Raw genomic sequence first — 25,465 nt, forward strand, 5'->3', positions numbered from 1 at the left:
CGAACACTATGGTATCCCGGTCGTCGGCGCGCTCGCGAGCGGCCGGCGGTCGCTGTCCCCGGTCGGGAACGCGGTGTCGCTCCGGATCGCACACGCTTACGGCCCCGCGCCGCGGACACTCGCCCATGACCGCCGACTCCGTCCAGTCGATCATCGACCAGTTGCACGAACAGGCCGGGATGGACCTGCCGAACGAGGCGACCCCCGACGTGGGCATCGTCATGGGGTCGGACTCGGACCTGCCGACGATGGCCGGCGGGCAGGGCAAACGTCCGGGCGCGACGGCCGCCCTGGCCGACGAACTCGGCTTCGCGGAGCAGACCGACTACGAGGACGCCCCCGAGAGCCGGTTCACCTTCGAGACGTTCGTCGTCTCGGCCCACCGCACGCCCGACCTGATGTACGCCTACGCCGAGACGGCCGAGGCCCGCGGGATCGACGTGATCATCGCCGGCGCGGGCGGCAAGTCCGCCGACCTGCCGAACATGACCGCCTCAATCGCCTACCCGCTGCCGGTCATCGGCGTCCCCGTCCAGGAGAAGTCCGTCGACTCCGTCATCGGGATGCCCCAGGGCGCGCCGATCACCGCCGTCGACGCCGGCAAGTCGTTCAACGCCGCGCTCACGGCGGCCCAGATCCTCTCCCGGCAGTACCCCGAGATCCGCGAGCGACTCGTCGAGTACCACGAGGGGCTCCAGACGGAGGTCGGCGAGGTCTCCCGGGACCTGCACGAACTCGGCACGCCGGGGTTCAAAGACCAGTACTGGGGCGAGGAGTGATACGGACTGCTGTAACTGTGTCCCGCGACGACCGCCCGACAGCGGCCGGTCGATGCGGTACTGACGTACAGCAGTCTGTATGAGGTCGCTTCCCCGGCGCGATACTCAGCCTCGTTCCGGGAGCGTCGGCGGCGACTCCACGCCGGCCGCTGTGAGGATGTCGGCCACGAACGGCATCGGGTCCTCCAGGGAGAGGTAGTCGAAGTTGGGGTGGCTGGCGAACGACGCCAGCATCTCCGGGACGGTCCGCGACAGCGACGGCGGGCTCTCGTACTCGCCGTCGGAGCGCACGACGCTGTGCAGGTAACTCACCTCGCCGCGCACGAGGTGGCATCCGACGCCGGTCGCGTGGGCCGGGTCGCGGCGGATCGGGCGGCCCGCCGCCAGCCGGTAGTAGCGGTAGGGGAAGTCGACGCCCGCGTGCAGGGGGAGCGCCAGCGACCCCCAGAAGCGCGGATTGACCTCCATCAGCTTGAACCGGCCGTCGCGCGGGTCGAACTTGAACTCGACCATGGCCGGTCCGTGCCAGTCGAGCGACGACAGCAGTTCCGTCCCGCGTCGCGCGAGCGCCGGGATGTCGACGGACTTGCGGTAGACGCTCGCCCCGCCGGTGTAGGAGTAGCTGCGGACCCGCCGGTGCTGGAACGTGGTGATCGGGTCGCCGTCCTCGCAGAGGGCGAAAAAGCCGTGTTCCGCGCGCCCGGGCACGTACTCCTGTGCGATCGGGACGTGGCCCATCTCGTCGACGATCGCCTGTCTGTCCGGCGCCGTTCCGGGCTCGACGACCCGCATCCCCGGCACCGTCAACTCGTTTTCCTCCTCGCGGATCGAGTACCGGGACTTGACGACGACCGGGCGGTCCCAGTCGTCCCACTCGTCGAGCAGTCCCGTCTCCGGGGTCGGGATCCCGGCCTCGGCCGCGTCCTCGCGGAGCCTGAGCCAGTCCTGGACTCCCCTGACCCGTTCGAACGCGGGCCAGGCCGTCCCGACGCGGTCGTCGAACGCCGCCCGATGCTTCGAGAGCACGTAGATGTCGGCCTCCTGGAGCGGGACGACCGTCGCGACGTCGTCCCGCTCGGCCACCGAGAGCAGCGCGTCCCGGTATCCCCGGAGGTCGTCGAACGGCGACGGAGCGTCACGCGATTCGTCGCAGTATTCCGAACGGACCGCCTGTTCGCCGCCCCCGGCCGAGACGGCGACCGTCCCGACGCCGCGGCGACCGAGAGAGCGGATGCTCGTGATACTGCTCCCCGACGCGACGGCCGGGACGACGACGGCGTCTCCGGCTTCGCCCCGCGAGTCACTCATCGTGTTCTTTCTACGTGATCGATGGGTTTGGTAATTTCACGGTTATCGGGGCGCGGAACGGGAAGAACAGACGAAACCCGGTCCCGTCCCGGACCCGCCTGCTTCGCCTACACGCACCCCGAGATCACGGTCACTTCGTCGTCCTGACCGAACGGGCCGCCCAGCGCGTCGAGCCGCTCGCGCAGTTCGGCCTCGAAGTCCGCCTTCTCGTCGCCGAAGGTCGCGGGCGAGCAGCAGGACAGCGAGAAGACGTAGCCGACCACCTCGTCGACGCTCCACTCCCGGGTCCGCTCGAACGTCGCCACTTCGACGTCCGCGAACCCGCGGTCGGCGAGCATCTCGTCGTAGGGGTTCTCGTACGGTTCGGTGCGGGGGCCGGTCCGCTCGGGCAGGTCGTCGAGGTACTCGTCCGCGAGGCCGTAGACCTCGTCCTGCCACGCGCGCTCGCCGCTCGTGAGCCACTCGGTGTCGTCGAAGATCGCGACGCCCCCGCCCGGGCGGGTCAGCTCGCGGATCCCGTCGAGCGTCGGCCCGCGGTCCATCCAGTGGAACGCCCGGCCCACCGTCGTCACGTCGAACGTCTCCAGGTCGTCACCGAGCGCTCCCCGGAGGTCGGCGTCCGAACCCTGGACCCACTCGACGTTCTCGACGCCGGCCTGCCGGGACTGCTCGCGCGCGCCGTCGAGCATCGCCTCGCTGGGGTCCATCCCGACGACGCGGCCGACGCGAGCGGCGAGCGGGACGGCGATCTGTCCGGCGCCACAGCCCAGGTCGAGCGCGCGCGAGGACTCGTCGAGGGCGAAGCGGTCGACGAGGTGGTCGATCGGCCGGTCGCCGTATCGAGGTCGGTACCGGGCGTAGTACGGTTCGGCGCTCCGGAAGGGGTCTGCCCCTGGGGGCATGGGTCGGAACCGTGAGAACCGACCGGGGACGCAAGAAGCTGTCGGCCGGCGGGGTCGGTAGGTCGGCCGTACCGCCGGCCGAACGTGTTTCGGGGAGTCGCGGCTCGAAACCGCCCGAGGACAACAATCAACCCTTATATGGCACCACCCCAAACCGTCGAACGATAGAGAGTCATGAGTAACCCATGGATAGCCATCGGGGCGCTCGCCGTCGTCGCGCTCGCCATCCCCATCAGTATGATGGTGGCGTCGGCGCTGCTGCGGCCGAGCGTGCCGGAACAGGGGAAACGCGCCGTCTACGAGAGCGGCGAGGTCCCGACGGGCGACACGCGCATCAAGTTCAACATCCAGTACTACATGGTCGCGCTGTTGTTCGTCGTCTTCGACATCGAGACCGTCCTCATCTTCCCGTGGACGGTCATCTACCGCGACGCGGTCGCCAACGTCGGACTCGCCGAGGCGCTGGTCCCGATGCTCGTCTTCGTCGGAATCCTCGTCATCGGGCTCGGCTGGGCGTGGCGCAACGGTGCGGTCAGATGGATCCGCAGCCCGCGCGCGCAAGCACAGCGGGTCGAACAGTAATCATGAGCAGCGACCACACACCAACGGCCGACGGCACAGACATCCAATCGACCCAGGACGCGCGGCTGGGCGAGGGCGCGGACGACCGGTTCAACTCGACGCTCCGCGAGGCGTTCGGCTCCACGCCGTTCATCCTCACGAAGTTCGACAAGTTCATGAACTGGGTCCGGGGCTCGTCGATGTTCATGCTGCAGTTCGGGATCGCCTGCTGCAGCATCGAGATGATGCACACCTACGCGGTCAAACACGACCTCGACCGCTTCGGCGCCGGCGTCCCCCGCGCCTCGCCCCGCCAGGCCGACGTGATCATCGTCCCGGGGACCATCGTCTCGAAGTTCGCCCCGCGGATGAAGCGCGTCTACGACCAGATGCCCGAGCCCAAGTTCGTCGTCTCGATGGGCTCGTGTACCATCTCCGGCGGCCCGTTCCAGGAGGGCTACAACGTCATCAAGGGCGCCGAGGAGGTCATCCCGGTCGACATCCACGTCCCGGGTTGCCCCCCGCGTCCGGAGGCGCTCGTCTACGGCGTCGCCAAGCTCCAGGAGCGCATCGCCAACGGCGAGTCCGCCCCCGTGACGGTCAAGCCCTACGAGCTGGAGCAGTTCGGCGACCTCGAACAGGACGAGCTCGTCGACAAGCTCGCCGCCGAGATCGACGAGGAGGACCTCGTGATGCGGTACAACTGGAGTGACTCGCCATGAGCCTGGAGGAACCGGAGAGCGACGTGCTCGCGACGGAGGAGCAGGTCGGCGTCTCCGAGGGCGAACTCGACTACGACGAACTCGCCGCGCTGCTGGGCGACACCGTCGTCGACCGCGAACAGCACGTCAACGCCGAGGGGTTCGTCGTCCGGCCCGACGAGGTACAGGACGCCCTGTTCACTCTGCGCGACGAGGCCGGCTTCGACCACTGTTCCTGCGTCACCGCACAGGAGTACGACGACCGCTACGAGTCGATCTACCACCTCAAGAAGTACGACGACCCCACCCAGGAGGTGTCGGTCGTCGTCCCGACGCCGAGAGACGAGCCGGTCAGCGAGAGCGCCGAGCCGGTCTACCGCACCGCCGACTGGCACGAGCGGGAGGCCTACGACCTCGTCGGCATCGAGTACGAGGGCCACCCGGACCTGCGCCGGATCCTCCTGCCGGAGACCTGGCAGGGCCACCCGCTCTCGCAGGACTTCAGCGGCGAGGAACCGCAGATCGTCACGCTTCGGGAACACGCCAATCCGCTGCAGGAGGACCACCGCGGGGAGGACGACACGGACACGATGTTCGTCAACATCGGTCCCCACCACCCCGCGACCCACGGCGTGCTCCACATCGAGACGGTGCTCGACGGCGAGCAGATCGCCGATCTGGACCCGGACATCGGCTACCTCCACCGCTGCGAGGAGCAGCTCTGCCAGCAGGGCACCTACCGCCACCAGATCATGCCCTACCCCGACCGCTGGGACTACATCTCGGCGGGCATCCTCAACGAGTGGGCGTACGCCCGCGCGGCCGAGGACCTGGCGGACATCGAGGTGCCCGAGTACGCGCAGGTCGTCCGGACGATGTCCGCGGAGCTGTGCCGGATCGCGAGCCACATGCTCGCGCTGGGCACGTTCGCGCTGGACATCTACGGCGACTTCACGGCGCTGTTCATGTACGCCATCCGCGACCGGGAGACGGTCCAGAACATCCTCGAGGACCTGACCGGCCAGCGGCTGATGTTCAACTACCTGCGGCTGGGCGGCGTGGCGTGGGACCTGCCCGAGCCCCGCGAGGAGTTCTTCGAGAAGATCCGCGACTTCATCGACGAGCTCCCCGAGCGGCTCACGGAGTACCACGACATGATGACCTCCAACGAGATCCTCCAGATGCGGACGGTCGACACGGGGGTCCTGCCGCCGGAGGAGGCCAAGTCCTACGGTGCAACGGGGCCGGTCGCCCGCGGGTCGGGCATCGACTACGACCTGCGCCGCGACGACCCGTACGGCTACTACCCCGAACTCGACTGGGACGTGGTCACCGAGGACGGCTGCGACAACTTCGCGCGCCTGCTCGTCCGGATGCGCGAAGTCGAGCAGTCCGCGCGCATCATCGAGCAGTGCGTCGACCTGCTGGAGGACTGGCCCGAAGACGAGCGGGAGATCCAGTCGAACGTCCCCCGCACGCTACGGCCGGACCCCGACACGGAGATCTACCGGGCCGTCGAGGCCGCAAAGGGCGAACTCGGCATCTACATCCGTAGCGACGGCACCGACAAGCCGGCGCGGTTCAAGATCCGGAGCCCGTGTTTCTCGAACCTCCAGACCCTGCCGGTCATGTCCGAGGGCGAGTTCATCCCGGACATGATCGCCTCGCTCGGTAGCCTGGACATCGTCCTCGGGGAGGTGGACCGCTGATGGTCGCGCCGGCGCTCCAGTCGGGGACGCCGTTCCCCGAGATGATCGCCGACCTGCTCGGGCTCGACGTCAGCGAGACCTGGGTCATCGTGGTGACGAGCATCGTCGCCGGCGGCATCATCGCGACGGTGCTGCTGACGATGACCGCCGTGCTCGGCATCTGGGGCAAGCGGAAGATCACCGCGGCGTTCACCGACCGCATCGCGGTCAACCGCCACGGGCCCTACGGCCTGCTGATCATCCCGGCCGACGCCGTGCGCCTGCTGTCGAAGGAGCTCATCGTCCCCGAGGGCGTCGACCGCCCGGCCTGGGACCTGGCGCCGCTGGTCATCGCCAGTTCCGCGTTGCTGGGCTTCGCGGTCATCCCGTTCGGCAACAACCTGCAGCTGGCCGACCCCGAGACGGGGCTGGCCTACGTGTTCGCGGTCGCGTCGATCGCGTCGCTGGGCCTCCTGATGGCCGGCTACGCGTCGAACAACAAGTTCTCGTTCCTCGGCGGGCTGCGCGCGGTCGCGCAGAACCTCGCCTACGAGATCCCGCTGGTGCTGACCGGCGCGTCGGTCGTCATCTTCGCCGGGTCGCTGCAGATGTCGACCATCGTCGAGATGCAGCGTCAGACGCTGGTCACCCTCGGCGGCGTCCCGATCCCGTCGTGGTACGCCTTCGTCAACCCGTTCGCCTTCGTCCTGTTCCTCGTCGCGAACCTGGCGGAGGTCGGGCGCAACCCGTTCGACATCCCGGAGGCGCCGACCGAGATCGTCGCCGGCTACCAGACGGAGTACTCCTCGGTGTACTTCGTGCTCATCTACCTCGGGGAGTTCATCCACATCTTCCTCGGCGGCGCGATCATCGCGACGATCTTCCTCGGCGGCGCCTCGGGGCCGGTGCTCCCGGGCGTCGTCTGGTTCTTCGCGAAGATGATCGCCGTCTACCTGTTCACGCAGTGGGCCCGGTCGGCGATCCCGCGACTGCGCATCGACCAGCTCATCCAGATCGGCTGGAAGGGCATGCTCGTCCTCTCCTTTGCCAATCTGGTCCTGACCGCCGTCATCGTCGGGGTGGTCAACGCATGAGTGCGACCCCGGCTCCGACTCCGACACACGCGACACGCGGAGGTGACCCCCAATGATAGGACTCCTCAAGTCGATGGCAACGACGATGAAACACGCGCTCGACGGCGAGACGTTCACCGTCGAGTACCCCGAGACCGCGCCGGAAGTGAGCCCGCGGTTCCGCGGCGTCCACAAGTTCAGCCAGGAGCGCTGTATCTGGTGTCGCCAGTGCGAGAACGTCTGCCCGAACGACACCATCCAGATCGTCACCGACGACCAGCGCAACGGCGAGCAGTACAACCTCCACATCGGCCAGTGCATCTACTGCCGACTCTGCGAGGAGGTCTGCCCCGTCGACGCCATCCTGCTGACCCAGAACTTCGAGTGGACCGCCGACACCAAAGACGAGTTTGTCCTCGACAAAGAACAGCTCAAGAACGTCCCCTGGTACAAGGATATCGACCCGCTGGAGTCCCGCGAACCGGACCGCGGCGGGTGGATCGGCGAGGGCGAAGGCGAAGTCGACTATCAGTAACGCGACTCGGATTTTTCGACGCTTCGGTTCGTGCGGGCCGACCGACGGCAGTTCAGTGGACGGCCAGCGACCCGCTCCGGTGGACGGTGACGGTGACGCCCGCGTGGACGAACGACACCGTCTCCCCGTTCTCGCCGCGGAGGGTCGCGAGGAGGCGCGCCGGGTCGATGGCGTCGACGACGCCGTCGACCGCCGCGTCGCGCAGGGTCGTCGCCCGGGAGACGAGGTCGGCCACGGCCCGTTCGACGCTGACCGGCGTCTGCCAGCCGTCCCCGGATTCGGGGAGCAAGTACACCGAGGCGAGGGGGTCGTCGACGACCGCGGCGTCGAGGTCGCTCGCGACGGTGTACTCGACCGTGACGGGTTCCGGGACGGCCCCCGTTTCGGCGCCGCCTCCGGGGTCCGTTCCTCGCTCGGCGTCCGCGGGGCGGTCGACAGCGCCGTCGAATTCGTCGTCGGGCGGGGCCGAGTCGACGGCGACGGTCCCCCCGTCGGAGACCGCACCGTCGACGCGCCCGCCGGCGGGGGAGTCGGTCGCGGCCGGTTCCCCGGGCGCGCCGTCGAGGTGGGGGCGTTCGGCGGGTTCCGGGCCGCCGAGCGCGGGCGGTAGGACGAGTTCGCCCTCGAACTCCCTGGCGGCCGAGCGCAGTCGCGACTCGGCGGCGTCGCCCAGTACGTCCACGTATCGCCGGGCGAGGGTGTCGACGACCGCCAGCTGGTCGTCCTCGATCTCGGTGACGGTCCCGTCGTCGTCGACGGTGATGCCGCCGGTCGAGCGGGCGATCTCGACCGCCGAGGCGCCGAGCATCGACCGCTGGGTCTCGATGAGCCGCCCGGCGAGGTGTTCGTAACTCATGTCAGGTGGTGGTCGCGCCCGCCGCGGTCCCCCCGAGTACCGCGGTCCCGCCGTAGCAGTCGTCTCGTGTGCGTCATCTACCGGAGGGTCGCGCGCGCCCGCCTTAATCGCCGCCGATGGTTCACGGATCTCAGTTCCGATAATTCGGATCGTTCCTCGGATCGCTCCCCCGAGCGGGTCGATTGGGCGATCTGACGGATCGATGCCCATCAGTTCCACGACTGCGGCCGACCGACGAACGCTCGCTCGAACCGGCGTTCCTCCGCGCGATTGTCGATTATCGGAGTTGATATCATCGGGACAGCCCGTGATCGAGCCCGGTGGATCGGTTCCCGGAGGCGAACGAACGAGCCGAGTCGGCGGCGACCGCGGGGACGGACGAATCAGTTCAGGACGGCGGAGCGGGTCGGGTGTGCAGATGTGGCACCGATCCAAATAGCGATATGTCCCCGGACCGAACGTCCGGTAGATGAGCGCGGATTCACTCGACCTCTACGAGAGCCAGCGGCGGGCGCTGACGGTGCTGGTCAACGAGTACCAGCAGCGCGGTTCGCCGGTCAGCTCCGGCGTCCTCGCCGATCGGATGGACCGGTCGCCGGGGACGATCAGGAACAAGATGCCCCAGCTGGAGTCGCTCGGGCTGGTCGAGGGCGTCGCGGGGCCGACCGGCGGGTACGAACCGACAGAGAAGGCCTTCCGGGTGCTGGACCGTGACCCCGACGCCGAGCGCGAGTCGGTGACGGTCGCGCACGACTTCGAGCGCGTCGACGCCACCGTCGAGTCCGTCTCCTTCGCGAACGTGAACCACCCGTCGGACTGCCGGGCGTGGGTCGAGTTCCAGACCGCCATGCCGTCGCTTTCGGTCGGCGACCCCGTCGCCATCGGACCGACCGCCCAGGGTGATCTCGTCGTGGCCGGCGAGGTCCACTCGGTGAACGACACCGGAAACCGGATCTCGATCGCCGTCAGCGGGATGGAGGCGCCAGTTACCGACGGATAATCTCGTAGCGGGTTCCGGCGGGTGACCCCGACGGCCACTCCGGGCGGCCGGTCTATCTGGGTAGATCATGAACTTTTATTACCGATGGGGGCCTCCGGAGAGATATGTCACGGACGGCGCTCGCAGTAGCGGTACACTGATTCTCTCCCCCGACGGCGTCGTCCAGTTCGCAGACCGCACCCGACAACACACCGCAGATGAGCACACACGCGACCCCGGAGACCCGAGACGCACCGACAGCCGAGACCACGACCGGCGATACCGAGTTCGAAGCCGACGCCAGCGATTCGAGCGACGACGAGCCGGCGCCGATGGACCCGTTCGACGCCCACGACGCGGCGGCGACGTTCGGCGCGTCGACCCGCCGGCTCCCGAACACGGTCGACGCGGAGAACAAGTATCTGGGCCGGTGACGACGCCCGTTCGCGCCAAAGGGGGCGATTGTTCGGTCCGTTTTGTGAGGGTATCAGTGATTTCTGTCGATCGTGCCGTGAACTGAAGTCGTACGAGAGTGACCGCACTCGACAGCAAGCGATGAAAGTCCTCGGCGCGCTCGCTAGCTGGAGTCAGCACCGCAGGGGACAGCAAGCGATGAAAGCCCTCGCCGCGCTCGCGGTCGCTGAGCGGGATATCCGCGCTCTCCGCACCGCCCGCGCGGATAGTGGCCCGCTCAGGCGACTACATAAACGCGAGCGCGCCTCGCCCTTTCAGTCCACCAGGGACCGCGACCGCACGGCACCGCTACTGCCCGCACAGCACCGCAGACGACCACGAACCTCCCCAGCCGATTCGCTCTCTCGCTGCGCTCTCTCGCTCATCCACCGTCAGAGGCAAGCTCTGACGAGCCTTCTCTCACGAGTTCGGGAAGACCTCGCGCGGCTACGGTCGCGCGCATGAACGCGCGCTCCAGCGCGCGCCGACAGCACCGCAACCGCTCACCGCAACAGCTACCGCCTGCACTGAGCGTCCGCCGACGGAGCGGGGCGTGAGCGTCTCTCCGACCGCGATGGGACCCACCGGCGAAGCCGGTGGCGGAGTAACGTCTTTCAGGGTACGAACCCTACGGTCGAGTATGCAGCCCAGACCCGATTGGTCCCTCCGGGTTCGGATGCTGGCAGCGATGGCCGGGATGGCCGTGCTGTACGCCGCGTTCGTCGGCGTCGCCGCGTGGTGGGCGACCGACGCCCTCGGGAGCGCCGGCCTCCTCCTCGTCGTCGGCGTCGCGGGCGTGCTCGTCTCCCTCCAGTACAAGTATGCGCCCGACGCCGCGCTGAAGGCGCTCGACGCCGACCGAGTCACGGAGGCCGAGTACCCCGACCTTCACGCGCGCGTGAGCCGCCTCGCCAGCCAGGCCGGCGTGCCCGAGCCCGACGTGGCCGTCTCGCCGCAGTCCCAGCCCAACGCCTTCGCGACCGCGAAGGGACGCGACGACGCGGTCGTCGCGGTCACCGAGGGACTGCTCGACACGCTGCAGGGCGAGGAACTCGACGCGGTGCTGGCCCACGAGATCGCCCACGTGAAACACCGCGACGCGCTGGTCATGTCGGTCGTCACGTTCCTCGTGACCGTCGCGGCGATGGTCGTGCGGAACTTCTGGTGGTTCGGCGACGGCGGGGGCGACGCCGGCGGCGGCGACGGCGGGATGCCCTGGCTCTGGGCGTTCGTCGCCGTCTCGGCGGTCGCGTGGCTCGGGGGCTACCTCGTCTCGCGGGCCATCTCCCGCCACCGCGAGTACGCCGCCGACCGCGGCGCCGCCGTCATCACCGGCAAGCCCGCGGCGATGGCTGCCGCCATCGAGACCATCTCGGCTGAGATGGCCGCGACGCCCGAGCGGGACCTGCGCGACCACGCCGAGCTGAACGCCCTGTTCATCGTCCCCGCGGAGGCGAAATCGCGGCTCGTGAAGGCCATGGAGACCCATCCCGACCCCGAGAAGCGCGTCGAGCGGCTCTCGGAGCTGGCCGGCGAGTTCGAGGACTGAGGGGAGCGGTCCCGCGAGCGAGCGGCGGGACGCTCCGAGCTACCGAATGGAAACGCCTTTGGCCCGGAGAGTCGCATTTCGGGGTATGAGCAACGGGGACGACGAAGCGGCCGACGACGCCGAGGCCGCCGACGAGCAAGCCGACGCGGACGAGGCCGAGGAGACGGCGCTGTCGGCCGACACGCTCGACCAGCGCCTCGACGACGCCGAGGAGGCCCTCGGGGCCGCCGAGACCGAGGCCGACCTCGACGAGGTCGAGGAGCAGCTGAACGAGATCGAGGCCGACCTGGAGGCGGCCGACCTGCCCGAGCCCGACGAGGACGACGAGGACGCCGAGGACCCGGCGGCCGAACTCGAAGACCGCATCGCGGACCTGCGCGACCAGCTGGAGGACCAGCGCGGGCCCTACGCCGACGACGTGGTCGCCGTCCTCGAGGAGGCCCAGTCGACGATCACCGACACCCGCTGGACCGAAGACGGCCGGCCCGACGTGGTCACCGCGGTCCAGTCGTATCTCGGCACCACGGCCGAGCAGCTCGACACCGACCTCTCGGCCGAGAGCGACGACCCGGCGGACCTGGGCGACGCCGTCGACCAGGCCGCCCAGGTCGTCGAGGGCAGCGCGCTCGACCCCGACGAGGACGCCGAGACCATCGCCGCCCTCCTGGACGGGGCCGAGACCCTGCAGGACGACCTGGAGGCCGCCGAGGAGTGGGACGATCTGACGGTCCGGGAACAGCTGGACGCCGAGGGGTTCTACGACGTGCTCGAGTCGGAGAACCGCAAGGACTTCCCCGCCGAGTGGAACGCGGTGAAGGTCTACGAGGAGCTCGGCGAGGTCGAACCCATCGTCAAAGCGCTGGAGACGTTCGACTCCGACTTCATGGAGGAGAACGTCCTCGACACGCTCTGGCGGATGGGGCCCGAGGAGGCCTACGACGCCGTCCACCAGCGCGCCCAGAAGCGCAACAAGCGACCCGTCGAGATCCTCGGGAAGATCGGTAACGAGGACGCTACCGAGACGCTCCACGACTTCATCGACGGCGACGGCGACGCCGCCCTCCAGAAGGTCACGCTCCGCGCGCTCGGCGAGATCGGGAGCGAGGAGTCGGTCGAGCCGGTCGCCCAGCGCCTCGACGCCGACAACTACGAGGTGCGATCGGCGGCGGCCCGCTCGCTCGGCCTGCTCGGCGACACCCGCGCCATCGAACCGCTCGCGGACGTGCTGGAGAACGACGAGGCCAACGAGGTCCGGGCCAGCGCCGCCTGGGCGCTCAACCAGATCGGCACCGAACGGGCACTCGACGTGGTCGCCGAGTACACCGACGACCGCGCCTACCTCGTCCAGTCCGAGGCCGAGAAGGCCGTCTGAGTCCCGTTTTCGTTCCGGCTTCCCGTGCTGTTGTCTGTGAGCGACGATGTTCAGTTCGTGTTGCTAACTGAGCGAGTCGAAACGGCTCTTCGGCTATGGGATCGATTGGGACTGTGTGGCGCAGTGTCGGCTCCTTCTCGGTTGATCTGGAACCGAGTCACGGCGGAAACAGACGAGTACTGCCGTGTTGCGGAGTACCACGAGCACCTGTAGAGAGCCCCTGACGACTCAGTGAGACGACTATAATCGACAGTATGAATACACGTCCCACAATTAACTGGCATGAATGGATAGCGGTCCGACCCGTCGGCAGATTCTCCAGGCGACTGGCGGGACAATACTCTGTGAGGGGATGCTCGTCTCCTCTGCACACAGGGGAAGGGCTCGACAGGACGCCGAGGAGTGGCGTCAGTTTGGATACGACGACGCAAACACGGGCAATGCACCGAACAATACCGGCCCTGTCGCAGATATCGACCAACAGTGGGAATTCCAAACCGGCGATCGGGTATGGTCGCCGCCGGTGGTGGCCGACGGGACCGTCTACGTCGGGAGTGACGACGGCAACGTGTACGCGCTGGACGCGACCGATGGGGCCCAACAGTGGCAATTCCAAACCGACCCTTCGGTAAGGTCGCCGCCGGCGATAGCGGACGGAACCGTCTACGTCGGGAGTCACGACGACAACGTGTACGCGCTGGATACGGCCGATGGCACCGAACAGTGGCAGTTCCAAACCGGCGCTGACGTGCGTTCGTCGCCGGCGGTGGCCGACGGGACCGTCTACGTCGGGAGCAAAGACTACAAAGTGTACGCGCTGGATACGACCGAAGGCACCGAACAGTGGCGCTACGAAACCGGCGGTAAGGTGGAGTCGTCGCCCGCGATAGCGGACGGGACCGTCTACGTCGGGAGTAACGACGACAACGTGTACGCGCTGGATGCGGCCGATGGCACCGAACAGTGGCAATTCCAAACCGGCGCTGACGTGCGTTCGTCGCCGGCGGTGGCCGACGGGACCGTCTACGTCGGGAGTTGGGACAGCAGCGTGTACGCGCTGGATGCGGCCGATGGCACCGAACAGTGGCAATTCCAAACCGGCGCTGACGTGGATTCGTCGCCGGCAGTTGCCGACGGGACCGTCTACGTCGGGAGTCGCGACAGCAACGTGTACGCGCTGGATGCGACCAATGGCACCGAACAGTGGCGCTACGAAACCGGCGGTATGGTGTATTCGTCGCCGGCGGTGGTCGACGGGACCGTCTACGTCGGGAGTTGGGACAACAACGTGTACGCGCTGGATGCGACCGATGGCACCGAACAGTGGCAATTCCAAACCGGCAGTTGGGTGGCGTCATCGCCGGCGATAGCGGACGGAACCGTCTACGTCGGGAGTAGCGACGACAACGTGTACGCGCTAGCCGGTCGAACTTCTACATCGACACCGACCGAAACTGCGACGACGGCGGCCCTGCAAGCGGAACAACGGAACGGAAATGACGGCCTCGGACTCCTCCCAATCGCGGCCGGGCTCGGACTGCTCGCGCTCGGCGGCAGTGGTGCGCTCTGGTGGGCCATCGGCGACTCCGACGGAACGGACACGACCACGACCGACAGTGACACGCCCGACAGCGGCGTGGTCACCAACGGTGCAGCCGAAAGTGTTGGTTCAACAGGTAGCTCGCCACCTAACGCTGACCGGGCCGACTCGTCCGCCGCAGGAACGAAGATGGCCAGCCGCGACAAATCGGATCTGTCACCGACGCCATCGAATCGGTGCATCCCCGAATCCATTCCCCGAGCGCCGGATCTGGATGTCAATTTCGACGCCCTCGCAAACGAGGAACCGCTCGGCGGCGGCGGCAACGCTGACGTGACGAAAGCGAGGCTTCCAACTCTCGACGGCGACGTGACTCTCGCGATCAAGAAACCGCGGATGAGCGGCACGCTCCACAGCGAGCAAGTCGAGCGTCTCCTCAACGAGGCCGAGACTTGGGACAAACTCGACGATCACGACCATGTCGTCGGCGTCGTCGACTACGGCTCCGAACCCCTCCCCTGGATCGCCATGGAGTACATGGACGCCGGTCATCTCGGCGAGCGAGCGGGCGAAATGGACGTCGATCAGGCGCTGTGGACCGCCATCGCCATCACGAAAGGTGTACGTCACGCCCACCGGCGCGGGATCGCCCATCTCGACCTGAATCCCCATAACATCCTGTTTCGGAGTATCGAGGGCGCGTGGGACGCGCCGAAGGTCGCCGACTGGGGCCTCTCGAAACACCTGCTGGATCACTCGAAAAGCATCGACGGGATGACGGTCGAATACGCCGCGCCCGAACAGTTCGACGATAGCCTCGGCGCGAGCGACGATATCACCGACGTCTACCAGCTTGGCGCGGTGTTCTACGAACTGTTCACCGGCCGCCCGCCGTTCGAGGGTCAACCATTCGAGGTCATCAAACAAGTGGAAGTCGAACAACCCACGCCCCCGAGCGAGGTTGCGGACGTACCGCAGGCTCTCGACGAGATTCTTCTCACAGCGCTCGCAAAGGAGAAAGCCAACCGGCACGATAACGTCGCGTACCTTCGAGACGTACTCCAAGATATCTTCGACGGAGCATGAGTCGTCGTCGTCGCGGACAGGGATGCGTTTCGCAACTGGCCCGTGTCTGATATATCACTCCCCTGCACTGAACGGTACCTCGGCCCATCGTAAGTCGATCACTTCCCGATCCGGGTAGAATCCTCGTCGTCGGTATCCTGCGGCTTTTCGTCCTCGTCGGGCCACCCGACCGCCTCCCGGACGAGGTCGGCCGCGTTCTCGACGGCGCCGACGCTGGAGAGGTAGCCGGCGCCGACGGTGGTCTTCAGCGCCTTCGCTGACCGCCCTCGGAGGACCGTCGGGCCGACCTGCGCGACGGCGCCGTCGCCGACGCTGACGAGCCAGCCCAGCGAGTCGAAGCGGTAGCCGTCGAGGCGGGGCTCGAAGCCGCCCTCGCCGGAGCGTTCGTGGTCGACGAGTCGGGCGACGTTGTCGGCGGCGACGCGGGCCTCGCGGACGGCCGCCTGGGCACTGGCGGGGACGGCTTCCCCGTCGGTGTCGACGACCCGGCCGGCGTCGCCGACGACGAAGGTGCCGTCGCGGTAGCGCAGGTCGCCGCGGACGACCGGGCGCTCGCCGCGGAGAGCGTCCGGGCCGCGGATCCCGCCCGTCCAGACGAACCCGTCGTAGCGCTCGGTCGACCCGTCCGCGAACGCGATGGCCTCGTCGTCGGCGCTCTCGACGGCGTGGTTCGTCTCCACGCGCACGTCGCGGGCCTCCAGTTCCTCGCGGACCGCGCGCTGGAAGTTCCCGGGGAAGTTCGGCGCGACGGTGTCCTCCTGTTCGAGTAGCACGACCTCGATGGCGTCGCGAGCACCCTCGTCGCGGGCGAGCGCGGCGAGTTCGCCGGCGACCTGCACGCCCGACAGGCCCGCCCCGCCGACGACGACGCGGGCGGGATCCGCGGTCGTCCCGGCGTCGACTGCGTCGAGGAAGTCGGCGCGGACGGCTTCGGCGTCGGAAAGGCGCTTGAGCGGCGTGGCGTGGGCCTCGACGCCGGGCAGGTCGTAGTAGTTGGTCTCGGCGCCGAGACAGACCGCGCCCACGTCGTAGGCGAGTTCGGTGCGCTCGCCGGAGCCGTCACCGCCGTCGAGCGTGGCGACGCCCGCCGCCGTGTCGATGTCGGTGACGGTCGCCTCGCGGACGGTCGCGCGGTCGAGGACCGCGTCGAGGTCGACGACGATCTCCTCGGCCAGCTCGGGGCGGCGGACGACGCGGTGGAGTTCGTGCTGGACGAGGTGGCTGGCGTCCTCGTCGACGACGACGAGGTCGGCCGCCTCGGGGAGCGACGATTCGAGTTCGCGGGCGAGGTTCAGGCCGGCGTATCCGGCGCCGAAGACGGCGACGCGCATGACGGGACTGCGGGCCGAATCGAGAAAAGCCCACTGACGGGCGGGTCGGAGACTGTCCGCTGGCGGCGGCCCCCGACGCGGCTGATCGAGGGGGTACGAGCCCCGGTCGGTCCCGTCCGCCGGGAACCGTGGCCGGTTTCAAATACTCGCCGGGCGAACCCTCGAACATGTACGAGACGATCCTGGTGCCGACCGACGGCAGCGCGCACGCCGAGCGGGCTGCCCGCCACGCCGTCTCGCTGGCGGCGGCGTTCGACGCGACCGTGACGGTGCTCGGCGTCGCGGACCTGAACCGGGCGGCCGGACCGTTCAACGCCGGCGGCGTCTCCGGTGAGTTCCGCGAGCGCGCCGAGCGCGAGGCCGAGTCGGCCGTCGAGGACGCGGCGGCGCTGGCCGGCGACCGCGTGCCGGTGGAGACGGCCGTCGTCTCCGGCGACCCCGCGAAGGCCATCGTCGACTACGCCGACGAGGGCGAGTTCGACGCGGTCGCGATGGGGACCCACGGCCGGCGCGGGCTCTCGCGGCTCGTCTTCGGGAGCGTCGCGCGGTACGTCCTCCGCCACGCGGCCCGGCCGGTCCTGACCGCCCGCGAGACCGACGCCGACCCGGTCACCGACTACGACGACGTGCTGGTCCCGACCGACGGCAGCGGCGCGGCCGAGGCGGCGATCGACCACGGGCTCGCCGTCGCCGGCGCCTTCGACGCCACCGTCCACGCGGTCCACGTCGTCGACCTGGGATCGATGGCGACCAGAACGGGCGTCGAGCCGCCGACCAGGCAACTGGAGCGGTTCACCGAGGCCGGGGAGGCAGCCGTCGAGACCGTCGCTGACCGCGCCCGCGCGGAGGGGCTCGACGCGGTGACGGCCGTCGAGGAGGGGTTCCCCGCGGCTGACCTGCTCGACTACGTCGACGAGGCGGGGATCGACCTCGTGACGATGGGCACCCACGGCCGGACCGGGATCGACCGCGTGCTCCTCGGGAGCACGACCGAGCGGATCGTCTCCCGGTCGCCCGCGCCGGTGCTGGCCGTCCGTCCCGACGCTCCCGAGAGCGGGGAGTGACCGGTCGGTGTCGCCCCCGCGGTGACGGCCGGGTGCCCCGCTCGGCCGGTTCCGCCACCCGACAACTTACCCGTCTGGGTCCCGCAGGTCGGATCGATGCCGGACGAGGAGCGCCCGCGGTCGGAGCCGAACGGACGCGGCGACCGGCCCGCCGTCGGCTGCGACGCCTGCCAGTCGGTGATCGACGACGACAGCGACCGGACCGTCTCCTTCCTGTTGCTCGACCACCTCACGATCCCGGTCCGGAGCTGCGAGACCCACCTCGACCGTTTCTCGACGATCTGCGGCCTGACGACCGAGGACGCCGCCCGCGTGCTCGACCACTACCCGGCCGGCGGCGTCGCCTGCCCCGCCTGCCGGAACGCCCGCTACGACACGACCCACCCGATGGTCGCCGTCGACGACGGGATGGTCGTCGTCACCGCCTGCCCGGACCACCAGTCGCAGATCCTCCAGCGGTTCGACACCGGCCTCGAGACCCGCGAGCAACTGACCGCCAGCCTCGGCGGCGACGCGGTCTGAGCCGCGGTGTGGTAGCGATGGAACGACTCCCGCCGAGCCGCTGCTCCCGCCGACCGACCTGTCTTTGAAACGGCCGGCGATCCAACCGGGCGTATGTACGAGTCGATCCTCGCGCCCACCGACGGGAGTCCGACGGCCGACCGGGCCGCCGACCACGCGCTCGCGCTGGCTGACGCCTTCGACGCGTCCGTGGAGGTACTCGGCGTCGTCGACCTGGACGAGGCCGCGGGGCCGTTCGATGCCGGCGGTATCGACGAGGAGTACCGCGACCGGCTGGAGACCGAAGCGCAGCGGTCGGTCGATTCCGCGGCAGAGCGAGCCGGCGAACAGACGGTGGAGACGGCCGTCGTCGAAGGTGAGCCCGCCGAGACCATCCTCGACCGGGCCGCGGACCACGACCTCGTGGCGATGGGGACTCACGGCCGGTCGGCCGTCGACCGCGTGCTCACCGGGAGCACGAGCGCGCAGGTCGTCCGCGAGTCGCCGGTCCCGGTCGTCACGGTCAGGGAGAACGGGGGCGGGTCCGCGACCGACGACGCGGCGGCGGCCGGCAGCGAACCGGCTCTCGATTACGACGACGTGCTGGTGCCGACGGACGGCAGCGAGGCGGCCGAGGCGGCCGTCGACCACGGGCTCGCCGTCGCCGACGCCTTCGACGCGACCGTCCACGCGGTCCACGTCGTCGACGTAGGCGCGGTCGCGGGCGGCGCGGGCGTCACGGCCGGGGCCGGCGGAGCAGGGGCGGCGGGCCCCGTCGGCGGCGACCTGCTGGAACCGATGATCGAGAACGGCGAGGAGGCGACGGAGCGCGTCGCCCAGCGCGCCCGCGAGGCGGGAGTCGACGCCGTCACCGAGGTCGGCGAGGGGTCGCCCGGGTCGATGCTGGTCGACTACGCCGACGACGCTGGGATCGACTTCGTCGCGATGGGAACCCACGGCCACTCCGGCCTCGACCGCGTGCTGCTGGGGAGCACGACCGAGCGGCTGATCCGCAACGTCTCCGTCCCCGTGCTGTCCGTGCGGCCCGAAGGCGACGGGGAGTGAAGCCGCTCAGAACAGCGACTCGCTCTCGTCGAGGATCTCGGCGGGACCGCCGACCTCCCAGACGCGGGTGTCGACGCCGCAGCCGGCGACGGCCTCCTCGACGCGACCGACGTGTTCGGCCGTAGTGTTGACGTAGACGCTCGCGCCGGTGTCGACCGAGAAGTAGACGGGCAGGCCCTCCTCGGCGCGTAGCTCGCGGACGGTGTTGAAGATCTCGATGGTGCGGGGCTGCCAGTAGACCCACCCCGAGGGGCCGGTCATCGTCGTCGCTGCGAGCGACAGCGAGTCGTGCTCCGCGCGCTCGAAGGCGTCGTCGAAGTCGCCGTCGCGGAGTTCGCCGCGCATCTTCGCGATCTGCCCGTGGATGTGGGCCATCCGGCCCTCGAACATGTGGCTCTCGGCGGCCTCGGCGTGGGCGGAGTCGGTCTCCTTGTAGCTCGGGACCATCCCGGCGACGACGCGGACCTCCTCTTCCAGTTCGTCGGCCACGTCGATGCGCTCCGAGCGGCAGTCCTCGTCGTCGGCGCCCGTCCGGAGGTGCGAGTAGGCGCCCGTGACCGCGCGGGCGGCCGAGGCCGAGCCACGGCGGGCGATCGCGGAGACCTCCGGTCGAGTCAGGTCCAGCCCCGCGGCCTCCGAGAGCGCCGTCGCGGCCGCCGCGAACCCGGAGGCCGAGGAGCCGAAGCCGATGTTCGTCGGGAAGGAGTTCTCCGAGACGAAGCGGACGCGGTGGTCGATACCGGCCCGGTCGCGGACCTCGTCGACGACGGTGCGGATGCGGTCGGCGCCTTTCCCCTCGACGGGGTCGCCGTCGACGACGTACTCGTCGGCGTCGAGCGCGGGGTCGAACTCGGCGGTCGTCTTCGTGTGGCTCGGCGCGGTGCAGAGGCTGATGGAGTCGTGGTACGGGTGTCGCAACTGTTCGTCGCGCATCCCGTGGTACTTGACCAGCCCCTGGATCGGGTGGGCCTTCGCGGTCGCCTTCATACCCGGGAATCCGCGGGTCCGTACTTTGCAGTTGCGTCTCGCTGGCGGGTCGCTCGGCGCCCGCCGCCGCTACACCTGCCGCACGACGACGCCAGCCCGCCGCGCTGTCGACCGCTCAGCTACGCCTCGCGCCACTTGATCGAGCAGCCGCGGCTCGGCTTGAACTCGTCGTCGATCGACTCCCCGGCCAGCACGCGGTCGATGAGTTGCTTCATCTCCCGCTCGGTCGGCTCGTCGTCGGGGTTCAGGGCGTCGTCCAGCCGGCCGTGGTACGCCAGGCGGAACTCGCCGTCCTCCCGGGCGAACAGGAACGGGTCCGGCGTGCAGGTGGCGCCGTACGCGGCTGCGACTTCCTGGCTCTCGTCGCGCAGGTAGGCGTCGTACTGCACCTTCCCGCTCTCGACGTACTCGACCATCTTCTCGAAGGAGTCCCCGGGGTACTCCTCGGCGTCGTTGGGGTTGATCCCGACGACGGCCGCGTCGTCGTACTCCTCGGCCAGGGCGTTCAGCTCGTCGAACTTCGCCTGGGCGTACGGGCAGTGGTTGCAGGTGAACACCACCAGCAGGGCGTCGCTGTCGGCGAAGTCGTCGAGCGCGTGGGTCTCGCCGTCGACGCCGGGCAGTTCGAAGTCCGGTGCGGCGTCGCCGCGGTCTAACGCGTCCTCCTCCGAGTCGAGTGCGACCATGACGGGTGGCGATAGGGGCCCGCGGTGAAAATCGCTTTGGGTGGGGGAAACCGGCGGCTTTGGCCGTGGGAGGATGTCAGCCGTCGGGAGGAGGACGCCGATCGACATCGTCTTCCGGCACACGATATCATTGCTGCGTCCAGAAGCGTCGCTGTCGAGTTTCGATCTCGGTGAGGACCATCGAGAGCACGTCGCGCCACTCCCGTGGGTGCGACGTATCCTCGCCGGGCGTGGGTGCATCCGGCCCGGGATGAACGTGGTCACGCGTGTTGTGGTCGGACGGGTGGCGATCCCATCGGTGGTCGAACGAGCCTGTCTCGTGTTCCTCGTGGTAATGCAGCGAGAAGTCCCCGTTCTCGAACCACGCGATCTCCAGGCGGGCCTGCTGTACGTGATTCGGATAGAAACCTGCGTCGTACCTGCAGACCAGTCGGTCCGACGCGAACTCGGAGCGGTCTTCGACCCGGTCGAACCGCTCATCACCGCCGAATCGCTCGGCGATGACGTCTAGCCGGTCGAAATCGACCGGCGCACCACCGACGTCGTCTCGGGGACGGGTACGGTCCCCCTCGTCCGTCATACGGCGGTCCGTTCGTCAGCTTCGCCGTCGGAGCCTGCCTGCAACGCGCGTTCGAGGAGCGAAATCCGCCGGCGCGTCGTCTTCCAGGCGGACACGTCTTCCCACACGTCCTCCACGGAGCGTCCAGTCTCGGATGCGCGGGCAGCGATCGCGACTGCATCCGGGGATTCGGCGTCGAGTTCTTCGGCGAACTCGTCGTCACGGTCCGCCTCCGTCTGCAGGAGGGCGAGCAGGTCGTCCGCGGTGTACTTCTCTCGGAGGCGCTGAACGCGCCGCCAGTTCAGGTACTCCTGATTGCGTTCGTACGTCGCAGGGGAGTCGGAGACTCGGGTAACGATACCCATCCGTTCGAACCACTCCAGGTACTCCCGGGCGGCGTCTACCCCGTGGTCGGCCCGGTCCGCGACGTCACTCGCTGTTGCTGGAGCGTGGAGGCCCAGGACGGCGTCGAAGAAATCATCGCGCGTCCGGTCACCGCGAACAACCTCTTCGGGCGGAGTTAATTCTTCGAAGTCCGGCGGGTCCTGACGCTCGTCAGCGTCCGCGGTTGCTTCGGGTCGCGGTTCCTTCATACCCTAAATCCGTCGTCGGACGGAATAAATCTTTGTAACAGGGATATATCCCGGGTTCGAAGGGTCGCTCTGACGGGAGAAGCGGGAGAGCCACCGCCCGCTCGATACGTTGCGCAGTCGCCGTGTTGTCTCGCACTGTACTGACCGGGAAACTCCGGGCCGTCAGCGCCCACCGAACCCCCCGTGGCCGTCGCCGGCACCACGCTTACGGACGCGCCGGCCGACTCGGATCCATGGTCGACGACCACCGCGGAAACGCAGTCAGAGAGCGGGTCGAGGCGGGCGAGGTCGCGCTGGGCGTCCTCGACAACACGTATAGCCCGACGCTCGTCGAGTTCTACGGCGAACTCGGTATGGACTTCGTCTGGCTCGACTTCGAACACGGCGGCCCCAGCCCGTGGGACGCGACCGTGATGGAGGACCTGTTGCGAGCGGCCGAGGGAACCGGGACGGAAGTCCTCGCGCGCGTGCCGACGACCGAACCGGCGCTCGTCCGGAAAGTGCTGGACGCGGGGGTCCGCAACGTCTTCCTCTCGCGGGTCAGCGGCGTCGAGGAGGTCGAGCGCGCCGCGCGGGCGACCCGGTTCGAGTACGACGGCGAGCCGGGCGACCGCGGGATGGCCAACCCCCGGGCGCGGCGCTGGGGGCTGGCCGACGACTACGTCGCCACCGAGGACGAGGAGGTCTTCTTCGGCGTGACCGTCGAGAACCGCGAGGCCGTCGACGCGATCGACGACATCGTCGCCGTGCCGGCGCTGGACTTCGTCTTCGCCGGCCCGCTCGACCTGTCCGTCTCGCTGGGCCGTCCCGGCGAACTCGACCACCCGGAGGTCGAGGAGGGGATCGAGCGGATCCGCTCGACGGCGGTCGAGTCGGACGTGGCGCTGGGCGGGCTCGGGTTCGGGATGGACGACGTGAACGAGAAGGCGGACGAGGGCTACCAGATCCTCCACGTCGGGAGCACGACCGGGGCCGTGAAGTCGGCGGTCGACGGGTGGCTCGGCGGGTTCGAGGGGGAGCGCAGCGACTGACGGCGGTCGGCCGGGACCGTTCGGTGGGTTCAGGATACCCGGTCAGTCCGCGCGGTAGGCGTCGTCGAACGCGCGGGCCGCCGCGAGCAGGTCGCTGTCGGCGGCGACGCGGTACTGCGGTTCGGTCTCCTCGTCGTCGGCGTCGACGGCGCGGACGAGCAGGCCCAGGTCGACGAACTCGTCGACCAGGCCGTTCAGGTACAGCGTCTTCAGGGCGACGCCCGACCGCTCGGCGAGGTCCGAGCGGGTGTAGGCCCGCTCGTCGTTGAGGCCGACGAGCGTCCCGAGGAGCTCCGCGGCGCCGTCGCTGTCCGCGACGAACGCCCAGCCGCCGTCAGGCGGCCCGCCCGACCCGTCCGACGGGTCCGTGTCGAGCATGGCGCCGTCTATGGGGGAGGCCCGCATAAAACCGCCCGTCTCGGCGGCGGGTCGTCCGTGGGGCGCCGTCCGGTCGCAGGCAGCGGCCGGTGTGCGAGCGGTTGCCGCGATGGAGAAACCCTTTTGGTCGCAGTGGGCCGGAGGGTAGGTATGAGCGACCGCGAGGAGATACTGGCGTTGCTCCGCGAGAACGCGCGCTACTCGACGGACGACCTGGCCCGACAGACCGACCTCACCGCCGAGGAGGTCGAGGCCGTCGTCGACGACCTCGAGAGCGAGGGCGTCATCAAGGGCTACCAGGCCGTCGTCGACTGGGACAAGGTCGAGCCCGAGCGGGTGCGCGCGGCCGTCGAGTTGAACGTCACGCTCGACCGCGAGACGGGCTACGACGACATCGCCGAGCGCCTCGCGAAGTTCCCCGAGGTGCAGGGGCTGCGGCTGGTGAGCGGCGACTTCGACTTCGCCATGGAGGTCGAGGGCGACTCGATGAGCGAGGTGTCGCGGTTCATCAGCGAGAAGGTCGCGCCCGTCCCGGAGATCACCCAGACGGTGACCCACTACATCATGGAGAGCTACAAGGAGCGGGGCGTCGAGTTCGGGGACGGCCGCGACGACGACCGGCTGTCCGTCTCGCCATGACGTTCGAGCCGACCGACACGGTCGAGTCGGTCCCGCCGTCGGGCATCCGCAAGTTCTTCGAACTCGCCGAGGAGTACGACGACATCATCTCGCTGGGCGTGGGCGAGCCCGACTTCGCGCCGCCGTGGGCCGCCCGCGACGCCGCCATCGCGTCGCTGGAGCGGGGGCAGACCTCCTACACGGCCAACCGCGGAATGGCCGAGTTGCGCGAGCGGATCGCGGCCGACGCCGAACGCCGGTACGGCCTCGACTACGACCCCGACGACGAGGTCCTCGTCACCGCCGGCGCCAGCGAGGCCGTCGACCTGGCCTTCCGGGCGTTCCTCGACGAGGGCGACTCGGTGGCCATCGCCCAGCCCTGTTACGTCTCCTACGTCCCGAGCGCCCGCTTCGCCGGCGCGGACGTGGTCGACGTGCCCACGCGCGCAGCGGACGAGTTCAAACTCACCCGCAAGGTGCTGGAGGCGTCGGGCGCGGCCGAGGCCGACGCGCTGGTCATGTGCTACCCGAACAACCCGACGGGCGCGACGATGACCCGCGAGGAGCTGGAGCCGGTCGCCGCGTTCGCTCGCGAGCACGACCTGCTCGTCTTCTCCGACGAGATCTACTCGGAGCTCACCTACGAGCACGACCACGCATCGATCGCCACGCTCCCGGGGATGCGCGAGCGGACGGTCGTGTTCAACGGCTTCTCGAAGGCCTACGCGATGACGGGGCTACGGCTGGGCTACGCGCTCGCGCCGCCCGGGGCGACCGAGGCGATGAACCGCATCCACCAGTACACGATGCTGTCGGCGCCGACGACCGCCCAGTACGCGGCCGTCGAGGCGCTGGACTCGTGTGACGACGAGGTCCGCGAGATGCGCGCCCAGTACGACCGCCGGCGGAACTTCGTCCTCTCGCGGTTCGAGGAGATGGGGATCGACTGTTTCCCCGCCTCCGGCGCCTTCTACGCGTTCCCCGAGTGCCCCTGGGACGACGCCGACGCCTTCGCCGAGGCGCTGCTGGAGGAGGAGCGCGTCGCCGTGGTCCCCGGGAACGTCTTCGGCGCCGGCGGCGAGGGTCACCTCCGCGTCTCCTACGCGACGAGCCTCGGTGACCTCAAGGAGGCGCTGGCCCGGATCGAATCGTTCGTCGGATAGCATTTATAAATTACACGTGCTCGTATAATAACCGTAGAACCTCCCTACCGCCGGCGATCGGCGGTCGACGGTGATTATCGGTTACTACCGTTTGGGCGTAAAGCTTT

General features: G+C 69.0%; 26 protein-coding genes. 17 read left to right on the plus strand and 9 right to left on the minus strand.

Annotation, left to right across the window (positions count from 1 at the left end; translation table 11 throughout):
- Nucleotides 1–125: 125 nt before the first annotated feature.
- Nucleotides 126–779, plus strand: coding sequence for a 5-(carboxyamino)imidazole ribonucleotide mutase (gene purE, locus ACMGFI_RS12015; protein WP_436909882.1), 654 nt, complete (start codon nucleotides 126–128; stop codon nucleotides 777–779).
- Nucleotides 780–884: 105 nt separating this feature from the next.
- Here purE and ACMGFI_RS12020 read toward each other — a convergent pair whose 3' ends face one another.
- Together ACMGFI_RS12020 and ACMGFI_RS12025 are read right to left on the minus strand one after the other, a co-directional pair.
- On the minus strand, nucleotides 885–2,087 hold the full coding sequence (locus tag ACMGFI_RS12020) for a carboxylate--amine ligase (protein WP_436909884.1): 1,203 nt from the start codon (nucleotides 2,085–2,087) through the stop codon (nucleotides 885–887).
- Between the two features lie 107 nt (nucleotides 2,088–2,194).
- Nucleotides 2,195–2,989: a class I SAM-dependent methyltransferase gene (locus tag ACMGFI_RS12025; RefSeq protein ID WP_436909885.1), complete on the minus strand. Its 795-nt coding sequence runs from the start codon at nucleotides 2,987–2,989 to the stop codon at nucleotides 2,195–2,197.
- Nucleotides 2,990–3,163: 174 nt separating this feature from the next.
- Between ACMGFI_RS12025 and ACMGFI_RS12030 the strand changes: the two genes are divergently transcribed.
- The 5 genes from ACMGFI_RS12030 to ACMGFI_RS12050 are packed head-to-tail and all read left to right on the plus strand — an operon-like array spanning nucleotide 3,164 to nucleotide 7,547.
- Nucleotides 3,164–3,571, plus strand: a complete 408-nt coding sequence (locus ACMGFI_RS12030; RefSeq protein ID WP_436909886.1) for an NADH-quinone oxidoreductase subunit A — start codon at nucleotides 3,164–3,166, stop codon at nucleotides 3,569–3,571.
- Nucleotides 3,572–3,573: 2 nt separating this feature from the next.
- Nucleotides 3,574–4,272: an NADH-quinone oxidoreductase subunit B gene (locus ACMGFI_RS12035; RefSeq protein ID WP_436909887.1), complete on the plus strand. Its 699-nt coding sequence runs from the start codon at nucleotides 3,574–3,576 to the stop codon at nucleotides 4,270–4,272.
- The gene (locus ACMGFI_RS12040; protein WP_436909889.1) at nucleotides 4,269–5,960 is read left to right on the plus strand and encodes an NADH-quinone oxidoreductase subunit D; all 1,692 of its coding nucleotides are present in this window, start codon (nucleotides 4,269–4,271) and stop codon (nucleotides 5,958–5,960) included. Before ACMGFI_RS12035 ends, ACMGFI_RS12040 begins: the two co-directional genes overlap by 4 nt.
- Nucleotides 5,960–7,033, plus strand: coding sequence for a complex I subunit 1/NuoH family protein (locus ACMGFI_RS12045; RefSeq protein ID WP_436909890.1), 1,074 nt, complete (start codon nucleotides 5,960–5,962; stop codon nucleotides 7,031–7,033). The genes ACMGFI_RS12040 and ACMGFI_RS12045 overlap by 1 nt, the downstream gene beginning before the upstream one ends.
- A gap of 52 nt (nucleotides 7,034–7,085) precedes the next feature.
- Nucleotides 7,086–7,547, plus strand: a complete 462-nt coding sequence (locus ACMGFI_RS12050; RefSeq protein WP_436909891.1) for a NuoI/complex I 23 kDa subunit family protein — start codon at nucleotides 7,086–7,088, stop codon at nucleotides 7,545–7,547.
- 52 nt (nucleotides 7,548–7,599) lie between these two features.
- On the opposite strand, the gene ACMGFI_RS12055 is transcribed toward ACMGFI_RS12050, so the two are convergent.
- The gene (locus ACMGFI_RS12055) at nucleotides 7,600–8,403 is read right to left on the minus strand and encodes a hypothetical protein (RefSeq protein ID WP_436909892.1); all 804 of its coding nucleotides are present in this window, start codon (nucleotides 8,401–8,403) and stop codon (nucleotides 7,600–7,602) included.
- 469 nt (nucleotides 8,404–8,872) lie between these two features.
- Here ACMGFI_RS12055 and ACMGFI_RS12060 point away from each other — a divergent pair, with 469 nt between their 5' ends.
- From ACMGFI_RS12060 to ACMGFI_RS12080, 5 genes are all read left to right on the plus strand, one after another.
- Entirely contained in the window at nucleotides 8,873–9,403 is a 531-nt protein-coding gene (locus ACMGFI_RS12060; protein WP_436909893.1) for a TrmB family transcriptional regulator, read from the plus strand.
- Between the two features lie 197 nt (nucleotides 9,404–9,600).
- Nucleotides 9,601–9,816: a hypothetical protein gene (locus ACMGFI_RS12065; protein WP_436909894.1), complete on the plus strand. Its 216-nt coding sequence runs from the start codon at nucleotides 9,601–9,603 to the stop codon at nucleotides 9,814–9,816.
- Between the two features lie 659 nt (nucleotides 9,817–10,475).
- Complete coding sequence (locus ACMGFI_RS12070; RefSeq protein ID WP_436909896.1) at nucleotides 10,476–11,384, plus strand: M48 family metalloprotease; 909 nt, start codon at nucleotides 10,476–10,478, stop codon at nucleotides 11,382–11,384.
- Nucleotides 11,385–11,469: 85 nt separating this feature from the next.
- A complete protein-coding gene (locus ACMGFI_RS12075) occupies nucleotides 11,470–12,756 on the plus strand; it encodes a HEAT repeat domain-containing protein (RefSeq protein ID WP_436909897.1) in 1,287 nt (428 codons plus the stop codon).
- A gap of 286 nt (nucleotides 12,757–13,042) precedes the next feature.
- Entirely contained in the window at nucleotides 13,043–15,382 is a 2,340-nt protein-coding gene (locus tag ACMGFI_RS12080) for an outer membrane protein assembly factor BamB family protein (protein WP_436909898.1), read from the plus strand.
- Between the two features lie 98 nt (nucleotides 15,383–15,480).
- Here the strand turns inward: ACMGFI_RS12080 and ACMGFI_RS12085 are convergent, their stop codons facing one another.
- A complete protein-coding gene (locus ACMGFI_RS12085; RefSeq protein WP_436909900.1) occupies nucleotides 15,481–16,713 on the minus strand; it encodes an NAD(P)/FAD-dependent oxidoreductase in 1,233 nt (410 codons plus the stop codon).
- Between the two features lie 167 nt (nucleotides 16,714–16,880).
- Between ACMGFI_RS12085 and ACMGFI_RS12090 the strand changes: the two genes are divergently transcribed.
- From ACMGFI_RS12090 to ACMGFI_RS12100, 3 genes are all read left to right on the plus strand, one after another.
- Nucleotides 16,881–17,777 (plus strand): universal stress protein, encoded by an 897-nt coding sequence (locus ACMGFI_RS12090; protein WP_436909902.1) that lies wholly within the window; start codon nucleotides 16,881–16,883, stop codon nucleotides 17,775–17,777.
- A 96-nt stretch (nucleotides 17,778–17,873) separates the two neighbouring features.
- On the plus strand, nucleotides 17,874–18,299 hold the full coding sequence (locus ACMGFI_RS12095; protein ID WP_436909904.1) for a hypothetical protein: 426 nt from the start codon (nucleotides 17,874–17,876) through the stop codon (nucleotides 18,297–18,299).
- A gap of 93 nt (nucleotides 18,300–18,392) precedes the next feature.
- Nucleotides 18,393–19,343: a universal stress protein gene (locus ACMGFI_RS12100; RefSeq protein ID WP_436909906.1), complete on the plus strand. Its 951-nt coding sequence runs from the start codon at nucleotides 18,393–18,395 to the stop codon at nucleotides 19,341–19,343.
- A gap of 6 nt (nucleotides 19,344–19,349) precedes the next feature.
- Here ACMGFI_RS12100 and mvaD read toward each other — a convergent pair whose 3' ends face one another.
- The 4 genes from mvaD to ACMGFI_RS12120 form a co-directional block, all read right to left on the minus strand.
- The gene (gene mvaD / locus ACMGFI_RS12105; RefSeq protein WP_436909907.1) at nucleotides 19,350–20,330 is read right to left on the minus strand and encodes a phosphomevalonate decarboxylase MvaD; all 981 of its coding nucleotides are present in this window, start codon (nucleotides 20,328–20,330) and stop codon (nucleotides 19,350–19,352) included.
- A gap of 119 nt (nucleotides 20,331–20,449) precedes the next feature.
- A complete protein-coding gene (locus tag ACMGFI_RS12110; protein WP_436909909.1) occupies nucleotides 20,450–21,016 on the minus strand; it encodes a thioredoxin family protein in 567 nt (188 codons plus the stop codon).
- Nucleotides 21,017–21,143: 127 nt separating this feature from the next.
- The gene (locus ACMGFI_RS12115) at nucleotides 21,144–21,596 is read right to left on the minus strand and encodes a toxin-antitoxin system TumE family protein (protein WP_436909911.1); all 453 of its coding nucleotides are present in this window, start codon (nucleotides 21,594–21,596) and stop codon (nucleotides 21,144–21,146) included.
- On the minus strand, nucleotides 21,593–22,168 hold the full coding sequence (locus ACMGFI_RS12120) for a DUF7342 family protein (protein WP_436909912.1): 576 nt from the start codon (nucleotides 22,166–22,168) through the stop codon (nucleotides 21,593–21,595). The genes ACMGFI_RS12115 and ACMGFI_RS12120 overlap by 4 nt, the downstream gene beginning before the upstream one ends.
- A 233-nt stretch (nucleotides 22,169–22,401) precedes the next feature.
- On the opposite strand from ACMGFI_RS12120, the gene ACMGFI_RS12125 reads away from it, so the two are divergent.
- The gene (locus ACMGFI_RS12125; protein WP_436909913.1) at nucleotides 22,402–23,199 is read left to right on the plus strand and encodes an HpcH/HpaI aldolase family protein; all 798 of its coding nucleotides are present in this window, start codon (nucleotides 22,402–22,404) and stop codon (nucleotides 23,197–23,199) included.
- A 42-nt stretch (nucleotides 23,200–23,241) separates the two neighbouring features.
- Here ACMGFI_RS12125 and ACMGFI_RS12130 read toward each other — a convergent pair whose 3' ends face one another.
- Nucleotides 23,242–23,577: a hypothetical protein gene (locus ACMGFI_RS12130; protein WP_436909914.1), complete on the minus strand. Its 336-nt coding sequence runs from the start codon at nucleotides 23,575–23,577 to the stop codon at nucleotides 23,242–23,244.
- 150 nt (nucleotides 23,578–23,727) lie between these two features.
- Here ACMGFI_RS12130 and ACMGFI_RS12135 point away from each other — a divergent pair, with 150 nt between their 5' ends.
- Together ACMGFI_RS12135 and ACMGFI_RS12140 are read left to right on the plus strand one after the other, a co-directional pair.
- Nucleotides 23,728–24,216, plus strand: a complete 489-nt coding sequence (locus ACMGFI_RS12135; RefSeq protein WP_436909915.1) for an Lrp/AsnC family transcriptional regulator — start codon at nucleotides 23,728–23,730, stop codon at nucleotides 24,214–24,216.
- The gene (locus ACMGFI_RS12140; RefSeq protein WP_436909916.1) at nucleotides 24,213–25,358 is read left to right on the plus strand and encodes a pyridoxal phosphate-dependent aminotransferase; all 1,146 of its coding nucleotides are present in this window, start codon (nucleotides 24,213–24,215) and stop codon (nucleotides 25,356–25,358) included. The genes ACMGFI_RS12135 and ACMGFI_RS12140 overlap by 4 nt, the downstream gene beginning before the upstream one ends.
- The last annotated feature ends 107 nt before the right edge of the window (nucleotides 25,359–25,465 follow it).

The organism is Halosimplex marinum, from assembly GCF_051414075.1.
In the GTDB taxonomy this organism is placed as follows: domain Archaea; phylum Halobacteriota; class Halobacteria; order Halobacteriales; family Haloarculaceae; genus Halosimplex; species Halosimplex marinum.